This is a genomic window from Pseudomonas sp. GD04158 (genome assembly GCF_029834875.1).
In the GTDB taxonomy this organism is placed as follows: Bacteria; Pseudomonadota; Gammaproteobacteria; order Pseudomonadales; family Pseudomonadaceae; genus Aquipseudomonas; species Aquipseudomonas hydrolytica.
Map to the genome: position 1 here is coordinate 1 of NZ_JAODYT010000122.1, position 7156 is coordinate 7156.

9 protein-coding genes and 1 pseudogene are annotated in these 7156 nt (G+C 67.4%); 3 read left to right on the forward strand and 7 right to left on the reverse strand.

All coding sequences use genetic code 11. The features are described from left to right. Nucleotides 1-305, forward strand: a 305-nt coding sequence (locus N7333_RS23215) for a TonB family protein (protein WP_279859447.1), incomplete at its 5' end; no start/stop codon positions are given. A 2-nt stretch (nt 306-307) separates the two neighbouring features. Then, nucleotides 308-1405, forward strand: coding sequence for a tetratricopeptide repeat protein (locus N7333_RS23220; RefSeq protein ID WP_129483028.1), 1098 nt, complete (start codon nt 308-310; stop codon nt 1403-1405). 165 nt (nt 1406-1570) lie between these two features. Here the strand turns inward: N7333_RS23220 and N7333_RS23225 are convergent, their stop codons facing one another. The 4 genes from N7333_RS23225 to N7333_RS23240 all read right to left on the reverse strand — a co-directional run bounded on the left by N7333_RS23225 (nt 1571) and on the right by N7333_RS23240 (nt 4803). Continuing rightward, entirely contained in the window at nt 1571-2092 is a 522-nt protein-coding gene (locus N7333_RS23225; RefSeq protein WP_129483027.1) for a DUF3299 domain-containing protein, read from the reverse strand. Nucleotides 2093-2150: 58 nt separating this feature from the next. Further along, nucleotides 2151-3416, reverse strand: a complete 1266-nt coding sequence (locus N7333_RS23230) for an ABC transporter permease (protein ID WP_012019767.1) — start codon at nt 3414-3416, stop codon at nt 2151-2153. 1 nt (nt 3417) lies between these two features. Next, complete coding sequence (locus N7333_RS23235; protein ID WP_003243979.1) at nt 3418-4125, reverse strand: ABC transporter ATP-binding protein; 708 nt, start codon at nt 4123-4125, stop codon at nt 3418-3420. Between the two features lie 99 nt (nt 4126-4224). Then, entirely contained in the window at nt 4225-4803 is a 579-nt protein-coding gene (locus N7333_RS23240; protein ID WP_129483026.1) for a DUF2796 domain-containing protein, read from the reverse strand. 114 nt (nt 4804-4917) lie between these two features. Here N7333_RS23240 and N7333_RS23245 point away from each other — a divergent pair, with 114 nt between their 5' ends. Beyond that, on the forward strand, nt 4918-5256 hold the full coding sequence (locus N7333_RS23245; RefSeq protein WP_012019765.1) for a hypothetical protein: 339 nt from the start codon (nt 4918-4920) through the stop codon (nt 5254-5256). A gap of 120 nt (nt 5257-5376) precedes the next feature. Here N7333_RS23245 and trxA read toward each other — a convergent pair whose 3' ends face one another. The 3 genes and pseudogenes from trxA to N7333_RS23260 form a co-directional block, all read right to left on the reverse strand. Next, nucleotides 5377-6249, reverse strand: coding sequence for a thioredoxin (trxA, locus tag N7333_RS23250; RefSeq protein ID WP_129483024.1), 873 nt, complete (start codon nt 6247-6249; stop codon nt 5377-5379). Between the two features lie 54 nt (nt 6250-6303). Further along, nucleotides 6304-6963, reverse strand: coding sequence for a 50S ribosomal protein L11 methyltransferase (locus N7333_RS23255; RefSeq protein ID WP_129483023.1), 660 nt, complete (start codon nt 6961-6963; stop codon nt 6304-6306). Continuing rightward, a pseudogene (locus N7333_RS23260) lies at nt 6960-7156 on the reverse strand (hypothetical protein); the annotation flags it as partial. The pseudogene N7333_RS23260 and the gene N7333_RS23255, both read right to left, overlap by 4 nt.

Genomic DNA, 7156 nt, shown 5'->3' on the forward strand with positions numbered 1-7156 from the left:
CTGCCGAGTCCGGGCAGATGGGCGGCATGGAGAGCGAAGTCATGCCGCTCAACGACGTGCGCCCGGAATACCCGCGCTATGCGCTGCAACGAGGCATCGAAGGTTTCGTCAAACTGGCTTTCACCATCAACCGCTCCGGCAATGTGGAGAACATCCGCGTGCTGGAGGCCAATCCGCGCAATGTGTTCGAACGCGAAGCGCGCCGCGCCGCCGCCCGCTGGCGCTTCGCGCCGCGTACCGAGGGTGGCCTGGCAGTGGACCGCGAAGCGGTGAAAACCCTCTACTTCCGTCTGGAAAGGAGCTGACCATGTACCGTTGGTTGTTGCTCGTGATGCTCAGTGCTGGGGCCGTGCCTGGCATGGCCCAGCAGACCGTCGACCCGACCGTGTTCCGCGCGCTGAACGCGGCGCAGGCCGCGCAGCAGAAGGGTGACCACGCCGCCGCACGGCGCGCGCTGGAGGGCATCCAGGCCAAGAGTGGCAGTCTCGAAGAGGCGCTGATCTGGCGCAGCCAGGCCTATGTGGCCTGGTCGGCCGGCAACAACGGGCAGGCCATCGAGTGGCTGGACAAGGCCGTGCGCAGCGGCAAGCTCGACGAACAGATGCTCGCCGGCGAACGCCTCAACCTGGCCAAGCTCAATCTCGGCGAGCGCCGTTTCGCCAGGGTCGTCGAGCTGCTGGGGCCCGAGCAGGGCACGGCCTCCGAAGAGGTGCTGCAGATGCTGGTGCAGGCCTACCAGGGCCTGAACCAGCCGGCCAAGGCATTGCCACTGGCCGAGCGCTACGTGCAGGCCAACCCCAAGGCCGCCGACATCTGGCTGCAGTTCCTGGTGGGCGCCAACGCCGACCTCAAGCGCTATGCCCAGGCCGAGCGCTGGCAGCGTCAGCTGCTGGCGCGTCAGCCGAACGATGCCAAGGGCTGGCGCCAACTGGCCGGTCTGCAGCAGATGGCCGGCAGCAACGACAAGGCGCTGGCGACCCTGCGTGCGGCGCACAGCAAGGGCCTGCGCTTCAGCGAGGCGGAGCTGGATAACCTGGTGCTGCTGGCCGGCGCCGCCGATCAGCCCTGGCAGGGCGCCAAGCTGCTGGCCGGCATGCTCGACAGCGGCCTGCTGGCCAACACCGCGGCTCGTCAGGAGCGTCTGGGCCTGTTCTGGTGGCAGGCGCGCGATCGCGCCGCGGCGGTGCGCGTGCTGCGCCCGCTGGCCGAGCGCAGCGGCAACGGCAAGCACTGGCTGTATGTCGCCCAGCTGGAGCTGGAACGGTCGCGCTGGCAGGCCGGGCTGGACGCGCTGGCGCGTGCCGAACGCGGTGGTGCCGAGCGCGCCAAGGTGCGTTCATGGCGGCAGTGGGCGGAAAGCGAGCTGCGTTTCGAGCAGGAAAATCGGGTCGCCAGTCGCAGTTGAGTCGTTCTCGGTGCGCGCAGCGCACCCTACCGTAGGGTGCGCCGCGCGCACCATCTTCGGTGAGGTGTTCAAAGAACGCTCCGCCGCCGCAGAGCGCAGCCGCCACACAAGAAAAAGCCAGGCCTTGGGCCTGGCTTTTTCGTTTTAAGCGTGGAGCGAGCGGGCTCAGCCCTCGGGCAGCTCGTAGGCGTAGATCTTGTTCGCTTCCATCTGATAGCCGACCTCGGCCAGCTCGCTGCTGACGTGCTCGACCTTCATCGGCCCTTCCACCCAGAACGGCTGGTACAGCGCATCGAGCAGCACGCCCAGTTCGCTGGTGACGTGCACGATCTGGTTCGAGGGTGGTGGCGGTACATGGATGCAGGCGCCGAAGTAGGGCACCAGCAGAAACTCCACCACGCGGCCTTCATCGGTCACGTCCAGCGGCACGATATAACCGGGCAGCTTGACGGTCTGGCCGTCCAGAGCCTTCACCACCGGAGCGGCCGGCGATTGCTGCATGGCGGCCGGGCCCGACTCGGCGAGCGCGTCGGCCAGCTGCGACAGATCGTGGATCGGTGTGGGATCGATCCGCTGGGGCGGCGCATCTGGCGGAATCAGCTCCGACCAGGTGATTTCGCGCACATCGGCGGCGGCCAGCGGCAGGGCCAGCGTCAGCAGCAGGCTGGCGAGCAGGGGGCGGGGCATGAGGAACCTCGTAGTAAGAGCGCCTGCGCAGTGTACGCCAGGCGCTCTCAACTTTCCCTCAGAGCCTGATCGACAGACCATCGGCCAGCGACTGCCGATAGGCGCGCCAGGCCGGCACGCTGCCCATCAGCAGGGCGGCGCCGAGAATCCCGGCCAGCAGGGTCCATTCGTAGCGGGTGGGGGCGCTCAATGCCAGGTACAGGCCGTAGTTGGCCTGTACGTAGCCCTGGCTGCCGGCGATGCCGAGATACAGCAGGGCCAGGCCGAGCGCCACGCCGGCCAGCGCCAGGGCAAAGGCCTCCAGCACCAGCAGGCTGGCGATATGCCAGGGACGTGCGCCCACCGAGCGCAGGATGGCCATTTCCCGGCGGCGTTCGTTGAGGCTGGTGAGGATTGCCGTCAGCATGCCGATCAGACCGGTGAGCACGACGAACAGCGAGACCACGAACAGCGCCTGTTCGGCGGTGCCCATCAGGCTCCACAGCTCCTGCAGGGCGACGCCGGGCAGGATCGCCAGCAGCGGCTCGCCGCGAAACTCGTTGATCTCGCGTTGCAGGCTGAACGTCGCGATCTTGCTGTTGAGGCCGAGCATGAACGCCGTGATCTGCTTCGGCTGGAGGTCCATGGTGCGTGCCTGCTCGGCGCTGATCTGCGCCGCACCGCGCGCCGGCATACCGTTCTGCCAGTCGATGTGCAGCGCTTCCATCCCGGCCAGGGAGATGTGCAGGGTACGGTCCACCGGCGTGCCGGTGCGCTCGAGAACGCCGACCACGGTGAACGGCTTGTCGTCGTGCTTGAGCAGGCTGATGGTGGCGACGCCATGGGCCAGGACGATCTCCTCGCCCAGGCCGTAGCCCAGCGCCTGGGCCACCTCGGCGCCGAGCACCACCTCGAAGGGATCGTCGGCGAAGGCGCGGCCCTGGGCCAGTTTCAGCGCCTGGCTGCGGGCGTAGCGATAGTGTTCGAAGTAGGCGGTGCTGGTGCCCATCACCCGGTAGCCGCGGTGCGAGTCGCCCAGCGAGATGGGAATGGCCCACTTCACCTGGCGGTGGTTGGCGAAGCGCTCGAAGCTGTCCCAGCGGATGTTGTTGGTGGCGTTGCCGATGCGAAACACCGAGTACAGCAGCAGGTTCACGCTGCCCGAGCGGGCACCGACGATCAGGTCGGTGCCGCTGATGGTGTTGGCGAAGCTGGCACGCGCTTCGGTGCGCACGCGTTCGACGGCCAGCAGCAGGCAGACCGACAGGGCAATGGCGAATACCGTGAGCAGGGCGGTGAAGCGGCGGTTGGCCAGGCTGGCCAGGGCGATGCGGATCAGATGCATCTCAGGCCTCCTGGGGGCGCGTGGCGCGGTTGAGTTCGGCCAGCGACAGGCTGCGGTCGAACAGTGCAGCCAGGCTCTGGTCGTGGCTGACGAACAGCAGGCTGGCGCCGGCCGCGCGGCATTCGGCGAAGAGCAGCTGGAGGAAGGCCTCGCGGGCGTCGAAGTCCAGCGCCGAGGTGGGTTCGTCGGCGATCACCAGTTCCGGCTGGCCGATCAATGCGCGCGCGGCAGCAACGCGCTGCTGCTGGCCGATGGACAACTCGTCGGCGCGGCGGCCGAGCAGGTCGGCGCGCAGCCCCAGATGGTCGAGCAGCGCGGCGGCTGCAGCATCGATGCTGCCATGGCGCTGGCGCGCGCGTTCTGCACGCGAGCGTGAGAAGCGGCAGGGCAGTTCGACGTTCTCGCGCACCGAGAGAAAGGGCAGCAGGTTGAACTGCTGGAAGATGTAGCCGGTGTGATCGACACGAAAGCGGTCGCGGGCGCCGGCCGAGAGCTGGCCGAGATCCTGGCCGAGCAGGCGGATGTGCCCGCGCTGGGCCTTTTGCACGCCGCCCAGCAGGCCGAGCAGGGTGGTCTTGCCGCTGCCGCTGGGGCCCTTGAGAAACAGGGTCTCGCCGCGTGCCAGGGTGAAGCTGGGGATGTCCAGCAATTGCGCCTGGCCGGGCCAGGCGAAGCCGAGGTCGGCCAGTTCGATCAGAGGTTCGGTCATGGTCCGGCTATCGATGAGACAAGAAACGATGCAGAAGCGAATCCAGTGGCGGTGCCAAGGAGGGCCAGATGCCCCTTTCGCTCCTGCAGGTCGTAGCGGTCAGAAGCTCAGGCGCGGCTGGGCGGCCGTCAGTTCGGCGCCCTGCTGGCCGTTCGGGCCGATCAGTTGTACCTGAATCTTCTCGGTGGCGGGGAAGCGTTTGAACAGTTCGGCCAGATCCAGTTGTTTCAATTCGTTGGCCTTGGCGCATTCGAAGCGGTAGTGCGCATGGATGTCGCTGTGTTCGCCTTCGTGCTTGTGGTCGTGATGGTCGTGCTTGTGGTCGTGCCCCTTGCCGGCGAACAGCGGGCTCTGCAGCTCGACCTCGGTGGCCTTGCAGTCGCCGCTGGACAGGGCGAACAGGCTGACGGGCTGTTCCAGTTCGCGCTTGGCGGCGGCGACCTTGGCCTTGTCGGCATCGCTCTTGGCGGCATGTTCGAAACCCACCAGGTTCATCGCCGGGCTGTCGAACTGCAGTTCCAGCAGGTTGCCGTCGAGCGCCACGTTGAGGCTGGCAACGCCGTGCTCGTGGGCACCGAGGCTGTCGTGGTGGTGATCATGGTCGTGCCCGTGTTCATGGGCCTGTGCGGCAGCCAGGGGCAGCAGGGCAAAGGGCAGAGCGAGAAGCAGATGGCGCATGGGGTGTCTCCGGCCGAGCGTGGATGAATCGTTACGTTATAACAACTTTTGTGCCGGGCTGGCCAGCGCGGGGGGGAGCATGGGAGCATGCGCGAACCTGACGGGAGGCTGAACATGATGCGTATACGTGGACGGATTGGCGATTGGCCGGTGGACCTGACGCTGGAGCTGGATGCAGACGATTGGGCGCAACTGGCAGAGCGCGTCGCCGTCACGCCGCCCCCGGCCGAGCCCGTTGCCACGCCTGCGAACAATGACCGCCTGTGGGAAACCGCGCTGCAGCTGGTGCGTGAGGCCGGGCAGGTCGAAGGGCCGCGACTGTTGGCGCAACTGGCGGCACTGGCCGGCGGCGAGGCCGCAGGCAAGCGCCTGCTGGTGCGTCTGCGCCACTGCGCGCAGATCCGCATGGAAACCGGCGCGGATGCGCCGATCTATCACTGGGTGGCGGAGTAAGGCATGCCGAATGGCGATCTGCCTGTAGGGTGCGCCGCGCGCACCGGGTAGCGTCTGCTCGATTTGGCTAGACCCCGGTGCGCCTGGCGCACTCTACGGCGAGTACGATGAACGCTGAGGTCAGTAAATCGCCTGGTACAGCTTGCGGCGGTAGCTGGTGACCAGCGGGTGGTCGCCGCCGAGCAGATCGAATACCTGCAGCAGCGTCTTGTGCGGCAGGCCGTCACCGTAGCTGCGGTTGCGCACGAACAATTTGAGCAGGCCATCCAGCGCGGCTTCGTACTGCTGACGCGCCAGTTGCTGCACGGCGAGCTGGTAGACCGCTTCGTCATCCTCGGCATTCTGTGCCAGGCGGCTTTTCAGCGTGGCCACTTCCGGCAGGTCGGCAGCCTGGCGCAGGAAGGTCAGCTGCGCCTTGGCGCCGGCCAGCGCCTGCTTGTGCTCGTCGCCCTTGACCGCATCGAGCACCACCTGGGCCTCGCCCAGCTCGCCGCGCTCGGCCAGGCAGCGGGCATAGAGAATCAATGCCGCGGCGTTCTCGTTGTTCTCGGTCAGCACCTGCTTGAGCAGGGCCTCGGTTTCGGCGAAACGGCCTTCGGCGAACAGCGCCTGGGCGATCTCCATCGGGTCGGCGGCAACCGGCGCCGGTTCGGCGACGTGCGGTTTGAGCATCTCGCGGATGGCCGCTTCCGGCTGGGCGCCGGCGAAGCCGTCCACCGGCTGACCATTCTTGAACAGCACCACGGTGGGCAGGCTGCGGATGCCGAAGCGCATGACGATGTCCTGCTCGATATCGCAGTTGACCTTGGCCAGCAGCAGCTCGCCGGCATAGTCCTCGGTGATCTTCGCCAGCATCGGCATCAGCGCCTTGCACGGCGCGCACCACTCGGCCCAGAAGTCCACCAGCACCGGCTTGTGAAAGGAGTTCTCGATCACCAGTTGCTCGAAGTTGGCGGCGCCGGAGATGTCGAAGATGTAAGGGGAGTCGCTCATGGTCGGTCTCGAAAAGCAGGGCAATGGGCTATTAATGCGGGCGTCGGGGCGTGGTTACAAGGGGCGCGTGGCGTGATACAGGCTGACCTCGCGAAATTCCGCCGGCTCGGCCAGATCCGGCCAGGTGCAGCCATCGAGCAGGGCCAGACGCTGGTACAGCGGATGGCGGAAGTCCTTGACCCGCGAGTCGGCCACCAGCGCCTGACGGCCACGGCTGAGGAAGTGGTCCAGCAGCGGCAGGTTGGCGCGGTCGTAAAGCACGTCGGCCACCAGGATCAGGTCGTAGCGGTCGGCCTCGGCGAAGAAGTCCGCCGAGTAGTTCAGCGTCACGCCATTGAGTTCGGCATTGGCGCGACTGGCGGCCAGCGCCAGTGGGTCGAGATCGCAGGCCACCACTTCGGCGGCGCCCGCCCTGGCCGCGGCGATGGCAGCCACGCCGGAGCCCGCGCCAAAATCCAGCACGCGCTTGCCGCGCACCCACTCGGGGCGTTCGGCCAGCCAGCGGGCCAGCACCAGGCCGCTGGCCCAGCAGAAGCACCAGTAGGGCGGCTCCTCGAGAATGCGCCGGGTTTCCTCGGCGTTGAACGCGCGATCCATGTTGCTGGCGTCGATCAGCCACAGGGCGATATCGGTGCCCGGCAGCGTTTCGGCCACCAGGCGGGCGTCGCCGAGCAGTTCGCTCAGCGCCTGCTGCAGGTGTTCGGGTGATCTCATGGTGCCGGCACCAGCTGCAGCGAGCCGAGGTCCTGGTCCTTGAGCTCGGCAATGGTGCGTGGCGGCAGGCGCTGCACCAGGCGACCGGAGAGGCTGACCCGGCCGCGCAGTTCGATGCGCTGGCCCTGAATCTGGTTGTTGGCGGCGAGCGGGAGGCGGAACGGCAAGGGCGCGCCATCGCCGCGCAACTGAA